This is a genomic window from Candidatus Xiphinematobacter sp., assembly GCA_016766635.1.
GTDB lineage: Bacteria > Verrucomicrobiota > Verrucomicrobiia > Chthoniobacterales > Xiphinematobacteraceae > Xiphinematobacter.
Genome location: CP068473.1, coordinates 774,923 through 792,445, shown reverse-complemented (window position 1 = coordinate 792,445; position 17,523 = coordinate 774,923). Strand labels below are relative to the sequence as shown.

The 17,523-nt window shown below is 49.1% G+C and carries 13 protein-coding genes; 9 read left to right on the top strand and 4 right to left on the bottom strand.

The window, feature by feature from the left end:
- Positions 1–10: 10 nt before the first annotated feature.
- The 8 genes from JMM79_03490 to feoB all read left to right on the top strand — a co-directional run bounded on the left by JMM79_03490 (position 11) and on the right by feoB (position 10,663).
- On the top strand, positions 11–985 hold the full coding sequence (locus tag JMM79_03490; GenBank protein ID QQY08283.1) for an alpha-ketoacid dehydrogenase subunit beta: 975 nt from the start codon (positions 11–13) through the stop codon (positions 983–985).
- A gap of 38 nt (positions 986–1,023) precedes the next feature.
- Complete coding sequence (locus JMM79_03485) at positions 1,024–2,226, top strand: 2-oxo acid dehydrogenase subunit E2 (GenBank protein QQY08282.1); 1,203 nt, start codon at positions 1,024–1,026, stop codon at positions 2,224–2,226.
- Between the two features lie 19 nt (positions 2,227–2,245).
- The gene (lpdA, locus tag JMM79_03480) at positions 2,246–3,625 is read left to right on the top strand and encodes a dihydrolipoyl dehydrogenase (protein ID QQY08281.1); all 1,380 of its coding nucleotides are present in this window, start codon (positions 2,246–2,248) and stop codon (positions 3,623–3,625) included.
- Positions 3,626–4,325: 700 nt separating this feature from the next.
- A complete protein-coding gene (locus tag JMM79_03475) occupies positions 4,326–5,603 on the top strand; it encodes a sugar MFS transporter (GenBank protein ID QQY08280.1) in 1,278 nt (425 codons plus the stop codon).
- Between the two features lie 130 nt (positions 5,604–5,733).
- Positions 5,734–7,278, top strand: coding sequence for a 2,3-bisphosphoglycerate-independent phosphoglycerate mutase (locus JMM79_03470; GenBank protein ID QQY08279.1), 1,545 nt, complete (start codon positions 5,734–5,736; stop codon positions 7,276–7,278).
- A 26-nt stretch (positions 7,279–7,304) separates the two neighbouring features.
- Entirely contained in the window at positions 7,305–7,838 is a 534-nt protein-coding gene (locus JMM79_03465; GenBank protein ID QQY08278.1) for an adenine phosphoribosyltransferase, read from the top strand.
- Between the two features lie 212 nt (positions 7,839–8,050).
- Positions 8,051–8,311, top strand: coding sequence for a ferrous iron transport protein A (locus JMM79_03460; protein QQY08277.1), 261 nt, complete (start codon positions 8,051–8,053; stop codon positions 8,309–8,311).
- 255 nt (positions 8,312–8,566) lie between these two features.
- On the top strand, positions 8,567–10,663 hold the full coding sequence (feoB, locus tag JMM79_03455; protein QQY08773.1) for a ferrous iron transport protein B: 2,097 nt from the start codon (positions 8,567–8,569) through the stop codon (positions 10,661–10,663).
- 421 nt (positions 10,664–11,084) lie between these two features.
- On the opposite strand, the gene JMM79_03450 is transcribed toward feoB, so the two are convergent.
- Positions 11,085–12,053 carry an SDR family oxidoreductase gene (locus JMM79_03450; GenBank protein QQY08276.1) on the bottom strand — a complete coding sequence of 323 codons (969 nt, stop codon included), beginning with the start codon at positions 12,051–12,053 and terminating at the stop codon, positions 11,085–11,087.
- A gap of 189 nt (positions 12,054–12,242) precedes the next feature.
- Here JMM79_03450 and JMM79_03445 point away from each other — a divergent pair, with 189 nt between their 5' ends.
- A complete protein-coding gene (locus JMM79_03445) occupies positions 12,243–12,941 on the top strand; it encodes a type I 3-dehydroquinate dehydratase (GenBank protein ID QQY08275.1) in 699 nt (232 codons plus the stop codon).
- A 135-nt stretch (positions 12,942–13,076) separates the two neighbouring features.
- Here the strand turns inward: JMM79_03445 and JMM79_03440 are convergent, their stop codons facing one another.
- From JMM79_03440 to JMM79_03430, 3 genes are read right to left on the bottom strand one after another with little or no spacing between them, the layout of a single operon-like run.
- Positions 13,077–14,561, bottom strand: coding sequence for an NAD(P)H-hydrate dehydratase (locus tag JMM79_03440; GenBank protein ID QQY08274.1), 1,485 nt, complete (start codon positions 14,559–14,561; stop codon positions 13,077–13,079).
- A gap of 9 nt (positions 14,562–14,570) precedes the next feature.
- Entirely contained in the window at positions 14,571–15,716 is a 1,146-nt protein-coding gene (gene dnaJ / locus JMM79_03435) for a molecular chaperone DnaJ (GenBank protein ID QQY08273.1), read from the bottom strand.
- Entirely contained in the window at positions 15,713–16,330 is a 618-nt protein-coding gene (locus JMM79_03430; protein QQY08272.1) for a nucleotide exchange factor GrpE, read from the bottom strand. Before JMM79_03430 ends, dnaJ begins: the two co-directional genes overlap by 4 nt.
- Between the last annotated feature and the right edge of the window lie 1,193 nt (positions 16,331–17,523).

The window sequence follows — 17,523 nt, the reverse complement described above, 5'->3', positions numbered from 1 at the left end:
AGTTGATTTCATGCCTTTGATTACCTACCGCAAAGCTCTCAATAACGCACTTGCTGAGGAACTTTTACGTGACGAGAATGTAGTGATTATTGGTGAGGAGGTTGCTGAATACAATGGTGCTTACAAGGTTACTGAGGGATTATGGAGACGCTTTGGAAGTAGGCGTGTGGTGGATACCCCCATCAGTGAGGCTGGGTTTATCGGATTAGGAATAGGAGCCTCTATGTTAGGAATGCGCCCAGTGATTGAGCTGATGTTTTGGAGTTTTGCCTACGTGGCCTTTGATCAAATCATTAATAATGCAGGGTGTATTCGTTATATGTCAGGAGGTCTTATCCACCTCCCGCTCGTCATCCGCGGCCCAGCGAATGGTGGAACGAATGTAGGCGCCACTCACTCGCACACTCCAGAAAATTTCATCGCTAACACCCCAGGTCTAAAGGTAGTGTGCCCGGCAACGGCCTACGATGCAAAGGGACTAATGAAAGCCGCCATCCGCGATAACGACCCGGTCTGCGTAATGGAAAATACCTTGCTTTACGGAGAACGCTGGGACGTCCCTGAGGAGGAGTATCTCATTCCATTAGGTGTAGCAGATGTCAAGCGTAGCGGAACAGATGTTGCACTCATCGCCCATGGCCGGGCTGTACTTACTGCTCTAAAAGCTGCCGATATCCTGGCGAGACAGCACCATATCTATGCAGAGGTTATCGATCTACGCTCGATTCGCCCACTGGATGAAGAGGCAGTCCTAAATGCCATTCGCAAGACTCATCGGGCTGTCTTGGTCGATGAGAATAGACCTTTCTGTGCAGTGTCATCTCAGATTGCTGCCCTCATTCAAGAAAGAGTCTTTGACGAGTTAGATGCCCCTGTAGTACGCGTCTGTACCTTAGATGCTCCGGCAATTTATAGCCCCGAGCTTGAGAAAAGGCAGCTTCCCACTGCGGAGCGGGTAGTTAGCAAAGCCCTTTCCATTTGCTAATGAGCTTCCGGATCTAGCTTATCATTTTATACGATTTTATGTCCTCCATTCCCGTCGAGATGCCTAAACTGAGCGATACTATGACTGAAGGCACGCTCCTTCGCTGGCTCAAAGGGGAAGGCGATAAAGTTGAAATTGGTGATGTGCTTGCCGAGATAGAGACTGATAAGGCCGTTATGGAAATGGAGGCCTTTGATGAAGGTATATTAGAAAAGATTCTAGTACCGGATGGCACAACAGTTCGAGTAGGCGTCCAGATTGCTCGACTTTCTGGGAAAACATCTGCAGCTTCTCGCAGTGTTTGCCCAGCAGCTGCCCTTCGCACTTCAACCACCACCTCCTCTTCATCGACAATATCTCCCTTTTCTTCTGGGTCTTGTGCGCGGGTCAAGGTCTCTCCATTGGCCAAAAAGATTGCCCTAGAGTTGGGAGTAGACCTTTCCCGACTTCAGGGCACTGGTCCTGGTGGACGTATTGTCTCTAGAGATGTAAAAGCCGCAGTGGCGGACAGTAGTAGTTCCTCTGCTACTTCTCCTCCCTATCCGGTTCGTTCTCGCCGGATTGAACTTAGCAGCATGCGACGCTCTATTGCTTCCAGATTATTGGAAAGCAAAACTCAGATCCCCCATTTTTACTTGCAGCTGGAAGTAAACGCTGCACCTCTTTCTAGACTCCGAAAGCAACTCAGTGAGGACGTGCAAGCTACCAATCAAAAAATCACCGTCAACGACTTTGTGCTTCTCGCGGTTGCCCGTGCAGCCACTTCTTATCCTAAGATCAACGCAACCTTTACCGGGGACGCCATTTTGCAGTATGAAGCCGTTCATCTAGCCATAGCAATTGCCATAGAGGATGGGGTGATAACGCCAGTCATCCGCAATGCCCAGAACCTCTCCCTTCGGGAAATCAGCCTAGCTGTCAGGGATCTTGCTACTCGCGCCAGGGGGAAAAAGTTGAGACCAGAAGAGTATCGGGGAGGTACCATCACCGTTTCTAATTTGGGTGCATATGGAATAGAGTCATTCTCTGCGATCATCGATCCTCCTCAGGCAGCTATCCTTGCTGTAGGAGCCATCATGAAAAAACCTGTAGTAACATCCGAAGGTCGAATTATCGTTGGCCAACAGATGTCACTTTCGCTAAGTTGCGATCACCGTGTAATAGACGGTGTCGCGGCTGCTGAGTTTCTTACAGCTTCCCGTAAATTGCTTGAAATCCCAGAATCCCTACTTTTCTTCTAGTACCCCAATTTAAACTATCATGGTTTACGATCTTGTTGTCATTGGAGGAGGTCCAGCTGGCTATGTCGCTGCTATCCGTGCTGCCCAGTTGGGAAAGAAAGTTGCTTGCGTTGAGGAAAATCGAGCCGGAGGGACCTGTCTAAACTGGGGCTGCATTCCAACAAAGTCTCTGCTACGCAACGCCGAGCTCTACCACATAGTACAGCAGCGAGGGGAAGAGTTTGGGCTTAAATTTGATCATCTTTCCTTTGATTGGACGAGAGTTATTAGTCGTAGTAGGAAGGTAAGTGATAGGCTTGCTGGGGGGATTGAGCAACTATTTAGGAAGAATAAAGTTGACTACATCCTCGCTAGGGGCTCAGTCCCTCAGGCTCACGTTGTGGAGATAGTGGATCGGGATAACAAGCGCAAGGCACTAGAAGCCTCCAGGATTCTTCTTGCTACCGGGGTCGTTCCACGCGAAATGGTTGGCCTGCCCTTTAACGATAAAACAGTTATCAGTAGCAAGCAGGCGATGGTTCTTCCTCAGCTCCCAGAGGAAATCCTCATTGTTGGGGGGGGGGCCATTGGTATTGAATTTGCTTACTTCTTCAATGCTTTCGGTGCCAGAGTAACTCTTGTAGAGGTGATGCCAAATGTCCTCCACCTGGAGGACACAGAAGTTAGTGAAGCACTGGCAACGTCTCTTGCCAAACAGGGTATACGTCTTTTGACTAATACTAGGGTGGAACAAGCAGAGATTAAAGGCGGGAGTGTCTGCCTCACCCTTTTTGGAAAGGAAGGTAAAATGGTCCTACAATCGCCCACTGTGCTGGTAGCAATCGGTGTATCTCCAGTCCTACCGCCTGGGATGTCGTTTGAACTTGATCGACGCGGTTATCTCAAAACTGACGATTACTATGCAACCAGTGTCGATGGAGTTTATGGTGCCGGAGATATTATTGGTCCGCCATGGCTGGCTCATGTGGCTAGCTACGAGGCAGTTCAGGCAGTTAATGGCATGTGGGGACCGTCGAAACCCAAAAGAACTTCTGTCTTTCCAAGTTGTGTCTATTGCCAACCCCAGGTGGCTAGCGTTGGAGTGACTGAAAGGGATATGAGGGAAAAGGGGCTGCAGTATCGGATAGGAAGATTCCCATTTCATGCCAGTGGAAAAGCGTTAGCTGTCGGAGAGAGTGAGGGATTTGTAAAGCTCATTTTTGGTGAGCCCCATGGGGAACTGCTGGGAGCTCATATTGTCGGTAGTGATGCCACGGAGGTGATTGCTGAACTTGGCCTGGCAATCACTCTCGAGGCCACATTTCACGATGTGATTGACACTCTTCATGCACATCCCACCCTAAGTGAATCCATTAAAGAAGCTGCGGAGGCAGCCTATGGGTTAGCTACTCACATCTAACCAGAAAACTTAAGCTAACCTAACTCGGAAGCAGACTCTCTCTAGCTCTTGCTGGGGGGGTAGAAGGGGGCATGATAGCAAGCCTCTCTTGGCACCGAGTTCTCGTTGTTTATGCATCCACCGGTGGAAAAGAAAGTAAAAGCAACGCCTCTTCATGCTGCATGCGTCTTTAATCCCTTTGAAGAGGAAGTAGCCCTTAACCAAGTAAAGTGGATGCTCGCATTTTGGCCTACCTGCAGATTGTGCTCATAGTGAGCGGCGCAACACTGCCTTGTCATACTTATACCTTCCTATACCTTCCTCTCAAAAAATGAGCTGATACCGAGGATTCAGATCCTGCCCCGTGGATCCGAGGAAGAATAAGGTCTTCTGAGGATAGCAAATCTGCAGCCCTTAAGCACCTCTTCCGTTAAGAAGATGGTGAGATTGCAGTCTCCAGATTTTCTGCAAGGGACGTCTCCAGCTTATATCCTTTCTCTCTGTTCGAAATGACACCATGTTTGGTACGATCCACTGGATCAATCTTAGGAAAATGGTAGAGTCCTGGATGGAAAAGATATTTTGTGTGTACTTGCGTATAAAAGAAGCTACCGTGGCACGTAGGTAGCCCAGCTGCGGGTATGTCGCATAGGTTGTTGTGGGTTGCGGCAGATACACTAGAGCAAAAAGGCTGGGCCTGTTTTGTTGTATGTCCAAGTTTATGAAGTCCTACTCCTCTACTCGACGAGTAACCGTAGCCGACCGTGAGGGGGCCGCTGTGCCAACGGCTCAGGCATTGAGTGCGATGGTCATCGTGACTAGCTTGTTTTTCGTGTGGGGATTTCTTACCTGCCTCAACGATATTTTGGTTCCTCATTTGAAAGCAGTGTTCAGCCTTAACTATGCGACGGCCTCACTGGTTCAGTTTGTCTTTTTTGGTGCCTATTTTCTAATGTCCCTCCCTGCCGGAAAAATTGTAGGATGGCTCGGATACCAGCAGAGTATGGTGGTAGGGTTGTCAACAGCAGCGGCTGGAACGCTGCTTTTCTATCCGGCAGCCAGTTTTGCTTCTTATCCGATTTTTCTGGAGGCTCTCTTTGTATTGGCTTCCGGGATTACGCTGCTCCAAATAGCAGCCAACCCTTTTGTTTCCTCTTTGGGAAAACCTGAAACTGCCTCTAGTCGATTAAATTTAACCCAGGCTTTTAATTCCCTGGGGACGACTGTTGCTCCCTCATTTGGTGGATGGCTAATCCTGGCCGGGGGGGCAGAGGCTGGGACAGCTATAACGGACAGGGTGACTAGAGCTGCATCTATAAAAGTCCCCTATCTAATTATCACTGGAGTTCTCCTACTCATGGCCTGGCTCCTCAGAAAGTTTCCATTGCCAAAGCTAGCTGCCATAGAGGGGGATCAGAAGCGTCACGGGAGTTTCATAGAGGTGCTGTGCGTTCCGAACTTACTGCTTGGTTGCATCGGAATTTTTCTCTACGTGGGAGCTGAGGTAGCAATAGGGAGTTATCTCATTAATTTTATGGGGGAGTCCACTGTGGCAAGGCTATCTCCTAAGATAGCGGCTGGCTATGTATCCTATTACTGGGGGGGGGCAATGTTGGGACGCTTTCTTGGCTCTTTCCTTCTTCGGAGGGTTGATGCGGCCTGGCTCCTCAGGTTCAATGCTCTTTTTGCCGCTTCGCTCTGTATACTGGCATATGCTTCGCATGGGGCAGTTGCTATGTGGGCGATACTATTGGTTGGTCTCTTCAATTCTATCATGTTTCCGAACATTTTTACCCTTAGTATTCAGGGGTTAGGGCACCTCACTAGTTACGGTTCTAGTCTGCTCATTATGGCGATCGTAGGCGGCGCTATTGTCCCAGTGCTTATGGGACGTGTGGCAGACGCTATAGGATTGCACCAGTCGTTCTTTATCCCGGCGATAAGTTATCTTTATATTGCTTATTATGGGTTCCACAGTCTAAAAGCTAAACGTGCCTAAGCCATTTTGTTATCCTTCTCTGGAAGAAGAGGAGACAGATATCAAGCACTTAGTGGGCGTGCCGTGCCTCAGTAAGAAGGTTAATGTAGCTGTAGCAAGGTAAGTAAGCGTGTGGTTGAGTCGGATCGCAATGAAGAAGCCCATTGTCCTCGTCGTTCGAGATGGTTGGGGGATCAGTCCGGGAAGAAATAATGTTGAAGCAATAGAAAGCGGTGATGCCACCCTTCTTGCGGCGACTCCCTATCATGACTACCTTTATGGCGCATTCCCCCATGGTATCCTCAGTGCAGGTGGGGGAGATGTCGGTTTGCCAGCTGGGCAAATGGGGAATAGTGAGGTGGGGCACCTGAATTTGGGGGCTGGGCGTATTGTTCGCCAAGATTTGACTCGAATCAATGAAGCCATCCGGACAGGGGCATTAGACACCAACACTGTTTTACAACAGGCTTTTTCTAAAGCGCGCTCAGGCCGGCTTCACCTTTTGGGTCTTGTATCGGATGGTGGCGTCCATAGCCAACAAGCTCATCTTGTGGCACTTGCCAACGCTGCTCATGCAGCAAAGGTAGAGGACATTTTGGTGCACGTCATCACGGATGGACGTGACGCCCCCCCCACAGGTGGGGCGCAATATTTGACCCGTCTTTCTCAAGAGTTGAGCGCAAGCCAAGCACGAATTGCTACTGTGGTCGGCCGCTACTTTGCTATGGATCGTGATGAGCGGTGGACGAGAAGTAAAATAGCATGGGAAGCAATAGTCCTGGGACGAGGGGAAGAGACGAAAAGCCTACCGCCTGTCGCGCTAGCGGACCGTTATGCGGGTGGCGAGACAGATGAATTTATGAGACCGCTCATTTTTTTGTACGCGGACCAGCCGCGTGTCCGGGATGGAGATGTTGTGCTTTCCTTCAATTTTCGTTCAGACCGTGTCCGACAGTTGAGCGCAGCATTTCTGTTGGACAACTTCAACAAATTTCACAGGGAAGTTACTCCAGCGGTGCACTACATTACGCTGACCGAATACAACTCCGACTATAAGTGTCCAGTTATTTTCCCTCCCCAGCCCTTGGAAAACATTCTTGGACAAATTGTTAGTAAGGCGGGACTACATCAGCTTCGTATAGCTGAAACGGAGAAGTATCCCCATGTTACCCATTTTTTTAATGGGGGTTTAGAACAACCCTTTCCTGGAGAGGACCGCATAACGATCCCTAGTCCGCGAGAAGTTCCAACATACGATCTGAAGCCAGAAATGAGTGCTGCTGAGTTGGTGCAAACCGCAGTGGAAGCTCTAGCTCAATATGATTTAGTTATCATGAATTTTGCTAACCCAGATATGGTAGGACATACAGGAGTGCTGGAGGCAGCAATTCGAGCTGTTGAAGTCGTCGATAAGGGGGTAGAAAAAGTTGTTGAGGGAACCCTTTCGTTGGGGGGATGTCTATTGATTACGGCTGACCATGGCAATTGTGAAAAGATGCGCAACATAGACGGATCGCCATATACGGCCCATACGACCAATCCCGTCCACTTAGTTTTTGTTTCTAGAGAAGCCCATCGCTTCACGGTGGATAATGGAATTTTAGCAGATGTTGCCCCCACGCTTTTGTTTCTGCTTAATCTGAAACGCCCCCCCCAGATGACAGGTAGGAATCTCCTTAGGTATAAATTGCCATAAAAGCCCGCTGAGCCGAAGTGCTCCTTATGACAAAAGCAACTCTCACTTCAGAGTTGAAGGCAGCCATCCGGGATATTCCCAATTTTCCGAGGACAGGTATCACTTTTAAAGATATTACGCCTGTCTTGGGGGATGGTGCACTTTTTCAGGCAGCTGTAGCTCAAATGGCGGAGGTCTGCAAAAGGGAGCAGATTGCGAAAGTCGCTGCTGTCGAAGCGCGCGGTTTCATCTTTGGAGCTGCCATAGCAGCCTTCCTAGGCATCGGCTTCATCCCGATACGGAAAAAAGGAAAACTTCCTTTTTTAACTCGTGCAATTCACTACTCCCTAGAATACGGGTGTGGGGAGCTAGAATCCCACAAAGATGCGTTCCTTACTGGAGAAAGAATCTCCATTGTAGACGACGTATTGGCCACCGGAGGCACCGCTCGTGCTGCTGCTCGCCTTGTACAGGAGTCCGGCGCACATGTCGCTATTACGCAGTGCTTCCTCGAGATTTCTCTCCTAAGGGGTAGAGGCGCACTTGCTCCATTGCCAGTTTGCTCCCTCATTCAGTTTTAAGACCTCACGAAAGGACGTAGCACGCGACCTCCTTCTGAGGCTGCGAGGAGCATACATACCCAGGACAAAGTTTTCTGATCTTCCATGAGATAGAGAGAACGTAACTAACTTACTACACTTTCCTAAAAACACCGTTGTGCTCTTTTTTCGCCAAATTGTGTTGACTTCTCCCAGGGGAGTATTGAGATGTTGTCTCAAACAGAGGACCATCAGTGAAAAGCACGATCGCTAGCGAAAATTGCACCACTCTGAGGTACGCAAAGGTGGGGCAGTCTCTCCGCCTGATTCAACTTAATGGGGAGCCTGCCTTTTGCCACCGTCTGAGGGAAATGGGTCTCTGCGAGACTGTTCGGTTTCGTAAAGTATCCGGCGGGGTATGCCTCATCTGTTGGGTCTGTGGAGTACGTCTTGCCTTTAGCCATCAACTGGCTGACGGGATTGTTGTCGCTCCGTGTGAGGAGGTCGTTGTTTGACGCTCTTGGCTCGGAAGTGCTATCTATATCTTCTGGAGTTGTCTGTTTCTCTATCCGCCCTTGTACCACAAGGATTTTAAGGGCACCGAAGCAACACTCTTGTTGCCAGCTTCCATCCCGATAGAGCTAGGTAACTGGCACAGCGCGCTGCACATAACGTGAACTTTTCTTCGGGAGAGATCCTGTATCCGTCCCGTGACATCAGGAGCCAGTTTATGGATTGAGGTTGGTGAAGAAAACCTTACGGGTCCCTTTATGCTTAACACCACCTGCTCTTCCTCCAAACAGATTGCAGTTGCTCTAGTCGGGAACCCTAATTGTGGAAAAACAACTCTCTTTAACGCACTTACTGGACTACGCCAGAAAGTGGGTAACTATCCCGGAGTGACTGTGGAGAAAAAAACAGGAAACTTTAGTGGACCACATGGAGAACTTATACGGCTAATTGATCTTCCCGGCACATATGGCCTTAATCCGACCTCGCCTGACGAGCGTATCACCACAGAGGTTCTTCTCGGTCTACGAACTGATACCTATCCTCCCGACTGCATTATGTGCATAGCAGATGCCACCAGCCTTCGGAGACATTTGTTTCTGGTAAGTCAAGTCTTTGAGCTAAGAATTCCTGTCATCCTCGTTCTTACCATGATGGATCTTCTTAAAAGACTTGGAAAAACCATCCATGCGGCAAAGCTCAGCAAAGAGCTTGGATGTCCGGTCATTCCGTGTAACGCTTTTACCCGCAGCGGACTGGTAGAGCTACGACAGCTTGCTGTCAAATACAGAAAGAAGCCCCCCTCCCTACTTCCAGAAGAACCTTTCTCTCCTCTGAGAGAAGCCACAACGCGCCTGTCTACAGCAACCCCAGAGGGCCACAGGACAGCTGCTCGCCTCGCCCTTTTGGAGCCTTGTGCCAGCCGACTCTCGCTCTATGGATTGCCTGCATCACTCATCAAGGAAGTTGTGCAAGAGCAAGCTACCTTAGATAGCAAGTACGTCAGATGGAGGTATATAACTGCTGCCGCTAGGTACCGAAGAATTCAGGGAATTTGCTCCAGGGCTGTCTACTGCTCCTCACAGCAGCAAGCAGTACTAGACATGACCGACCAACTCGATCATTTCCTGACCCATCCAGTCTGGGGTTGGGTGACATTTGCCTTTGTAATGACGGTTATGTTCCTGACCATTTTTATCGTTGCTGCTTATCCAATGGACTGGATTCAATCGGGGATTTCCCTTGCCAAAAATTGGGTCAAGAGCACCTGTCCCAGAGGGGATTTAACAGATTTATTTTCAGATGGCATGATGTCGGGCCTAGGTGGGGTTCTGGTCTTTCTACCGCAAATCTTGATCCTGTTTTTCTTTATTGGGCTTTTGGAGAACACTGGATATATGGCCCGGGCGGCTTTCATGATGGACCGCTTAATGAGTCGAGTTGGTCTACACGGGAAATCGTTTATTCCACTTTTGAGCTCATTTGCCTGTGCCATCCCGGGAATTATGTCTACCCGTGCGATTCCCGATGCCAGAGATCGCCTAGCAACAATCTTGATCGCACCGTTTATGAGTTGTTCTGCAAGAATACCGATCTACACGCTAATGATTGCACTGCTTCTACCTTCCAAAATGCCCTTTGCTTACTTAGCCAAGGCCGGCCTTATGTTCTCTATGTACGCTGTAGGGGTCGCAGTGGCTTTTACCTGTGGATGGATTCTAAAAAGAACTATTCTCAGGGGCAATATTTCCTGCCCTATGGTGATGGAGTTACCTCCTTATCGTTTCCCCTTGTTTTCCTCTATACTACAACAAGTGTATCAGCGTGCTGTAATTTTCTTGAAACGCGCTGGCACTGTGATTCTTGGTATTTCCATTCTTCTATGGTTTTTTTCCACATATCCAAAGTCGAGCATCCAGTCCCAAGAGGATGCGCTGGCACATAGCTTCGCCGGAAAAATAGGATTGGCCCTAGCGCCTGTCTTCCAACCGCTAGGATTCAACTGGAAAATCAGTATCGGTCTTCTTTGCGCTCAAGCGGCGCGAGAAGTTTTTATTAGCACCCTTGGTATAGTCTATAGTGTAGAAGGGAGAGCGGAAGAGATTGCTAAACCACTACGCGAAGTACTTCTCAGAGACCACTGGCCAGATGGTCGACCCGTTTTTACTCCTCTTGTTTGTGTCACCATCATGGTGTTTTTCGCTCTTTCTCTCCAGTGCGTAGGCACCGTCGCTATAACACGCCGGGAAACAGGCAGCTGGGGATGGGCTATATTCCAGCTTGCCTACATGTTTATTATAGCATACGGGGTGGCGCTGGTAGTTTACCAAACCGGATGCCTCTTCTCGCTGGGATGAAGACAAATATAATACTAATTAATGATATCTAGAATATCTGTGCACTAATGAATGCGGAATTTCAAAGCGTCGTGGCTATAGGCATCGTGTCTGTTGCCGCTGCGCTTCTATTAAGAGGGGCAATGAGAAAGAGGAGTAGCCCGTGCAGAGGAGGGTGTGGCTGCCGCATCCTTAAGAAGAGTTTCCTAAGAAAAGTGAATGACGAGCGACCATAAGGGAGCGGGAGATATGTTGTCCAGTTGCTCTCAGAAAATTTCCTAGAAATTGTACTCCACGGGTGAGGGCTCTCATCTTTACACTACAGAAGTGCACTAGCACAGTAAGGAAGAGGCTTCGAAGGCGGTGTGCGTCCGTTTTAGACGGGATCTATTTTCCCGATACAAATCAAAATGGAAGGAACCCACTGGTAAGAACCAATGTGTCACGGGGCAAGATGCTTAGTAGTAGATATCTTGCTCCGAAAGAAGTCGATGGTAGCCCGAATTCCTTCCTCAAGAGGAACTTTTGGTTCCCATCCGAGGATTTTCTTAGCCCTGGAGATGTCAGGTCGCCTTATCTTTGGATCGTCCTCCGGAAGAGGACAAAACTCAATTTTTGACGGCCTTTCTACAAAGCGGGTCACCTCCCTGGTAAACTGGAGAATGCTCATTTCACTGGGGTTTCCGATATTTACTGGTTGGTGATAATCACTCGCCATCAGGCGACAGATGCCATCAATGAGATCTGTCACGTAGCAGAAACTACGGGTTTGAGACCCATCACCAAAAATAGTGAACGGGCTCCCGTTAAGAACCTGGTCAATGAAAGTGGGGACTGCCCGCCCATCTTTCAGTCTCATGCGCGGGCCATATGTATTAAAAATGCGGACAATTTTGGTGTCCATCTGGTAATGACGATGGTAAGCCATGGTCATGGCCTCCGCAAACCGCTTAGACTCATCGTAAGCTCCTCGTGGACCAATTGGGTTAACATTCCCCCAGTAATCCTCGTTTTGTGGGTGAACAAGGGGATCACCGTAGCACTCTGAAGTAGAGGCAAGTAAAAATGCGGCCCCTTTGTTCTTTGCAAGCCCGAGGGCATTATGGGTCCCAAAAGCCCCTGCCTTTAAAGTAGGGATGGGAAGTTCTAGGTAGTCAGTGGGGCTTGCTGGGCTTGCGAAGTGCCAGACGAGATCTACGTGACCTTCCAGGAAGAAATACCCGGTAATGTCATGATAGACAAACTTAAAGTCCTTGTTGTTGGCTAGGTGTTTAATGTTGGCAATGTTACCGGTGGTCAGATTATCAATAGCGACAACTCTGTGCCCTTCAGACAAAAGTCGGTCTACAAGATGGGATCCCAGAAATCCCGCTCCGCCAGTAACCACGCTTGTTAACGGTTTGGAAAGCATTATATTGACCAGGGTGTGACTCTTGATCCTGAACGCATTACAAATGCTCCTTCATGCAACCCGGCACTCTACTCAATTTTCGACTCTTGTAAGGAAAAGGCGTAGAGATCGCTGCATCTAGGATGAGGGCGGAACTCCCAAGCACATGCTAGCTTGTGTGTCTCGTCCGAAAAGTTAAATATCCGATAAATGTCCCTTCTTTTATGCCTTAACCGGCCAAATGTGATAGGAATTCTCCACTGCAAGAAGGTGGAGAAGCTTGAATGCTTGTCAGAGGATCAGCTTTTTGGGGTAGACGCCATTGAACTTCGGCTGGATTTGTTAGATGGTTTTCCTCCGTGCCTGCGAGGGATTGCTAATGCCCGCAGGCCTCTTATTGTTACAGCACGTCATCCAAGAGAAGGAGGTAACAGGGACCTAACTATGGAGCGCCGTTTGGAGCTCCTCGCCGCAAGTATGTCCTTTGCAGTTTTTGTAGACTTGGAACTACAATTTTGGGAAGAGCTATCTCCTATCCTGCAGATAGCTAAAAAGTCTGGTGTACGGGTCATTGCCTCATTTCATCATTTTTCGGAGACTCCCTCCATCACTGAACTTCTAAAGAAGGTTTCACTGGCAAAACGACTTGGCGCAGACCTCTTTAAGGTGGCCACGTATCTAAACGATTCCCGCGACCTGGCATGCCTTCTCGAACTCCTAGACTATGCCGCATCCTTGCTTCCCGTAGCAGCAATGGGGATGGGACCGCTAGGTATGGTATCCCGTTTGGTGCTGGCCAGGTGCGGCTCTACATTCAACTATGGATGGTTGGTACGCCCCATGAGCTCCATGATTCCTGGTCAATGGCCAGCAAAAAAACTTGCCGAAAGACTTAAGGAAATAGCTTGAAGGAAGAAGAGTTTACTGCCTTTCCTAAGAAAGCAAGAGAGGAGCGAAAGAGCAAACGCCGATTAGAGGGGGTGCTTTCTTTGCTTAGGTCTCGTCGTGGGAGGCAATATCAAAACAAAGAAACGCTTAGTAAGTTTAGTAAGTTCCTTGGCGCAAGCTAATGAAGGCCTGGCCAAGTGATTGGACTATATCTCCCGCCAGAAGAGATTGAGGGGATTGTCCACGAGAGAAGATGGCAATCTCAGCTGCCTTCCCACATAACCAGGCACCGGCGCTCGCAGACTGCCGTGGGGTCAGTCCTTGTGCAAGAAGAGAACCGCACACCCCGGTTAAGACATCCCCCATCCCTGCCGAACCCATGCCTGGATTGCCTGTACTATTTATCAGGGGAGGTGCATCCATCTCTACAATGACGGCACGTGCTCCCTTAAGGAGGAGAGTGATAGCGGGGTAGTTAGATACAAAAGCCTCCGCAGCTTCCCTCCTAGGGAGTTGTGCTAATTCGGGAGATAAGCGAGCAAACTCACCTGGGTGAGGTGTAAGAAGCCGCAATCCGCGGCATGCACGGAGTACCTGAGGTTGACGGGAAACAACGTTAAGCGCTCCCGCATCCACAACAGTCGGCATTTGTGCTTTCCTTACTATCTCTAAGATCTCCATTTCCTCTTCCTCCCTTATCCCGGGACCAATGCAAAGCGCGTCCAAGCGCTGCTGGAAAATCTCTTCGGAAGATTGAAAGGGCAAAACGATGGCTTCCGGAGGCAAAGAAGCTACCATGGGCAGATACAATTCTGATTTCTCATGGAGGAATAGTATTACGATACCAGCCCCAGCACGAAGTGCTGCGTGAACACACAACCTAGCTGCTCCAGGATAGTGCCGACTTCCAGCCAAGATGCCTATCCGGCCATATAAGCCTTTATGTGAACTGAATTTTCGAGGTAATAACCAATGTTTAAGAAGACATGGGGTAATAAGCTCAGCAGGATCTCCCTTTCCGGTGGGAAGTTCTGTCAACGTAATGAGGGCTAGTCTGCCGACATAGTTGATTGCGGTATCAGCCACCAGCCCCTTTTTTACAAATCCTACGGTAGCTGTAAGATCAGCCTCCACGCAGGGGGCACTTGGCAAACCGCTGTTGGAATTAAGACCTGTAGGAATATCTACTGCTAACACCCAAGCACCTGCTTCACGGAGGTGGTGGATTTGGTTAATGGCAACACAAATCTCAGCGCATGGAGGGCCATTGGCCCCTGTTCCCAGCAAACCATCCAGCACAACTACTGCACCAGAAGGACAGGGAGGGCTATCCTTAGCTAGGATGGACCGGCTGAATTCCATTAGCTTGAGGGAGGCAAGCTGATTCAATGCGTTTTCTGGAAAAGCACAGCGAAACTGAACATGCCATCCCCGATTAACCAAGAGGCGAGCAGCAACTAGAGCATCACCAGTGTTATTGCCTTTTCCACCGAAAACTATCAACTGGCCAGGATTAGGATAGAATTGATTAACGATTTTGGCGACCGCCGCTCCGACTATCTCCATTAATGCCTCTACTTTAACCCCTTGTGCAAAAGCAGTCTCCTCACTAGCCCTCATTTCTGAATCAGAAACCAACATTTTTCCTTTCTAGGAGAACAAGCCTTTCAGTTTTTCGTAGAAAGATCGGTGTAGAGGCATGTTGTGCTCCCCGCAGAGTTCGGCAAATTCTTCCAATTTCCTGCGTTGCTCACTGTTGAGACTCGTTGGGACTTCCACTTGGACCTTGACATGCAAGTTGCCGTGGCCGGAACTACGTAAAAGCGGCATACCCCTAGAACTGATGCGAAACAGAGTACCATTTTGTGTACCAGGTGGGATCTTCAGTGTTGCAGTGTTCTCCAAAGTAGGAACACGAACTTCTCCACCTAGTGCTGCAGTAGCAAATGGGATTGGTATTTCGCAGTACAAGTCTGAGCCGTCCCTCTGAAACATGCGATGCTGCCGGATGTGGACAATAACATAGAGGTCTCCAGGAGCACCCCCACGAATACCAGCTTCTCCCCTGCCCGAAGAGCGCAAACGAGACCCGTCCTCAATTCCAATAGGAACTTTCAGTTTCATGCGAGAACTCTTCTCCACACGACCTTCCCCACTACAGGGCCTGCAGGGTTTTTCGATGACGCGTCCACTGCCCTGACAAGTAGGGCAGGTTTGCGAAATCTGGAAAAATCCCCTTGAGGCTACCACCTGACCACGGCCGCGACACATGGAGCACGCTATATCGCGAGAACCTGCCTGTGCTCCAAGCCCTCCACAGCATTCGCACACATCTAATTTTCGGATCTCAATTTCCTTCTCGCATCCCCTAGCAGCCTCCTCAAGTGAAATCTTCATATCATAAAGCAGATCAGATCCGCGCTGACGGCCTTCCTCACCTCTACCTCCCCTCCCTCCAAAGAACTGCTCAAAGATGCCTCCTCCTTCCTCGCTACCGCCAAAGACTTCCCGAAAAATGTCGAATGGATCATGGAAGCCACCACTCTTTCCCTGAAAACTTGCCTCTTGTTGGAAAGCAGCATGCCCGTAGCGATCATAAGCGGTACGCCTCTCCGGATCCATGAGAACGTCATAGGCTTCGCTGACTTCTTTAAAGCGTTCCTCCGCTTCTTTGTTGCCAGGATTCTTGTCTGGATGAAACTTCACTGCAAGTTTTCGGTATGCACGCTTGATTGCATTAGCATCCGCGTCTTGGGAAATTCCAAGAATTTCGTAATATCCCTTTTTTTCCCTCATGAGTCCGCCGCACCTTTAGATGTGACTACTGTAGATGGACGCAGAAGCCGGTCACCCAACTTATAGCCACACCGAAGTTGGCGAATGATGTAGCCATCTTTTATTTGATGGCTATGTTCGTGACTAACCGCTTCATGTAGCTTAGGGTCGAAGGGTGCATTTTTTACATCTATAGCCTGCACCCCATTCTCCCGTAGAAAGTCCTGGAGCTTTCCCCATACCATATTCATGCCAACGAGAATCCCGGCAGTATCAGAGGCATTCTTTGCGGCTTCCAGCCCCAGTTCAAAACTATCCACCACGGGAAGAAGGCGCCCTAGGAGGTCTGTATTTCCATAGCGGATGGCTTCATCTCTCTCCCTGAGGACGCGTTTGCGGTAATTCTCTAACTCTGCTTGGCAGCGCAAAGCCAAATCTTTAAATCCCTCAGCCTCCATTTTCAGCTTGATAATTTCTGCCTCCAGCTCCTCCCCAGGGGGCATGCCAGCGCCTTCTGCGGGTGCAGGTATGCCGAGGTCCTTATCTTTGGTTCTTAGATCCTGGTCCTTGGTTGTTTCCTGGGTAATTTCTTCTTGTTTTTCCATTTCGTTCTCTACCGATTCAGGAGTAGTCATGATGTCTTCTTAGTGAGAAAAAAGGTAATATCGTTTACTACGGGTGAGCTCCTCCATACCTTCCAGATTTTTTAGCTTACCCCTGCCGCTACACCATTTCCTTGGAAATATACCAGACTACCTGGAGAAAACTCTGAACAACCCTATTTTGAGCTCACTGAGTTCTGGTCAGTCATTGCTCCTGGCACATTTGTTGCTTCTGTCCGCGTAGAAGTTTGAGTGTATCGTCACAGAACGGGGCACACAACCCGTATAAGCTACGTCAAGGCTTTTTTTGCTGCTGCCGATGCCAAAGGATCATGCCGACTTTTGTACAACTAAATCGTACACACTCATATTCCAGTTAGTTATTCCAGTGAGGTATAAGAGCAACAAGCAAAGCGGGCAATGCCGTCTCCGAAACATCCACTCGGCTCCCTATGAGCAACTCTGGAACGGTGGACCGCGTGTGCGATGCAAGCAACCCCGCGCGGCTCTATATAGTTTCTGAAACAGAAAAAACGCAAGATTTTTTCTTGCCGCAAGAATAGGGGCGACTCTGCCGCTACAAAAATGACTGGCGGAGGGCCACAATTTTTCCTTCCGCAATAAGCAGTATCCTCCAGGAAACAACTCTGCCAAATTTTGAGTAATCCTCTCCTATCACTCTGAACTCGGATTTGTAGGAACCAAGCGCGTTGGGGTAGCAACACTCTAAGGCCCGTGTCTTGTTACCTAAAGAATTTTGACGGTACTCGAAGCGCACTATAGTGTTTGCTCTTGTTGAAGTACACCATAGGAATGAAAAGTAATTTCCACGTAACCGGTCAAATTGGCCTTGGGAAATCGCTCCATGGTTGACCGAATTGCGCTCGAAGTTAATTACCTCACAAGTGGTAGGGAAAAAGAAGCTTGGTTCGTTGAAGAATTGCCGGACCTTTTTTAGCTGAAACCGGCTATCAGGTGACAATGGAGGCGCCATTGACTTGCAAGGCCTAACAGGCGGCTGCAAGGTAGCGCAGCCTGCAACGGAAAGGAAAAAAAGAATGGCCTGGCCCCTTTTTATCCATCCGCTCCTACTACGTGGGATGGTGGGGTGCTGTATCCCTCTAAGGAGGGATGCGCGCCGTAAAAAGGAATGCACGAGACAATTTCTACCCGCCGGGATACTTCTCCTGGATACTAATAACTCAATAGCCCCCTCAGGTTGTTTG